At 44.7% G+C, this 1160-nt stretch carries 2 protein-coding genes; one reads left to right on the plus strand and one right to left on the minus strand.

Annotated features, from left to right (window positions below; translation table 11 throughout):
• Positions 1–78: 78 nt before the first annotated feature.
• Positions 79–294 carry a hypothetical protein gene (locus F6K53_RS44245; RefSeq protein ID WP_293087243.1) on the plus strand — a complete coding sequence of 72 codons (216 nt, stop codon included), beginning with the start codon at positions 79–81 and terminating at the stop codon, positions 292–294.
• Here the strand turns inward: F6K53_RS44245 and F6K53_RS44250 are convergent.
• The gene (locus F6K53_RS44250; RefSeq protein ID WP_293087246.1) at positions 284–1024 is read right to left on the minus strand and encodes a calcium-binding protein; all 741 of its coding nucleotides are present in this window, start codon (positions 1022–1024) and stop codon (positions 284–286) included. The genes F6K53_RS44245 and F6K53_RS44250 overlap by 11 nt on opposite strands.
• Positions 1025–1160 lie beyond the last annotated feature (136 nt).

Here is a 1160-nt window from a genome sequence, read left to right on the forward strand (position 1 = left end):
TAACAAAAGACAGGAAACTGAAATAGCGATAGCATTTTTAGTTAAGATGTAAACAAGGGAACAGGGAACAGGAAAAAGTTGAAGGGATCTAAGGATGGGATGAATGCGATTGGCCTAGGCCACGTTACGCGATTGACCTATGGTCACGCTAAGCGATTGACCTATGGTCACGCTACGCGAACGCATTTCTTGCTTGAGGCGATCCCATCGTTCGATACCCCATTACCACTAACTAAAAATCTCCCCATCTCCCCATCTCCCCACACTCTATTCTGGAGGGGAATCATGAAATAGTGGTTATTGCCCGACCAATATTAATTTGCAGGCCATCTAAGGATTCTTGGCTTTGGATAATACCAATCAGTTGCTCAGAACCGTTACCTTCAAAACCGTCAGCATCAAAGAAGATTCCTAGACCAGAAACGCCATTAAGAAGCTCAACATCTTCTAATGTATACTCTATGGCTCCTTTGAGCTGGATAACATCTTTACCGGGTTCAAAGTCAGTAATCAAAGCGTAGCTTGGAGGGGGTTCTGTGGGAGGAGGTGCAATGATGAATCGAACTTGACTATCATCATAATAAACTGTAAAGGGATCTCCGAGAACGAAGGTATCTTTGCCTGCACCACCAGTGAGAGTATCCCTATCCAACTGACCAGGTTGTTCGTCAAAGATATCTACACCAACTAAGGTATCATCACCACTGCCACCGTTGAGGGTATCTTTGCCAAAGCTACCCATTAAGTTATCGTTGCCACTGCCCCCGAACAGTCTGTCATTGCCAGTATCGCCATCAAGACTATCATCGCCCTGGTTTCCAAACAGCAAATCATCATCTCCGCCACCGTTGAGGGAATCGTGACCTAGTCCGCCCAAGAGTACGTCCTGATCACCCCCTCCATTTAGGGTATCATCACCGCTTCTACCGAAGAGAAAGTCTTTGCCATCAAAACCATTGATCTCATCGTCAAACCGAGTACCAACGAGAGTATTATTCCCCTCATCACCGTTGATAACTGCCATGTTATTTCTCCTTGTTTTTTTCCCAATAGGGAATCAAGCCTTCTATAGTTATTACAAACGATTTATCTCTAGTTGTATGGCCACATTGGCTTAAATTGATCGTCTAGGGTGAATGGGTTAATCAGGGAATAGGGAG

Origin of the sequence: Moorena sp. SIO4A1 (assembly GCF_010672065.1) — a bacterium.
Classification (GTDB): Bacteria; Cyanobacteriota; Cyanobacteriia; order Cyanobacteriales; family Coleofasciculaceae; genus Moorena.

Bases quoted from the DNA above. Each gene is read 5' to 3' on its own strand.
- F6K53_RS44250 (WP_293087246.1), bottom strand. From the start codon at position 1,024: ATGGCAGTTATCAACGGTGATGAGGGGAATAATACTCTCGTTGGTACT.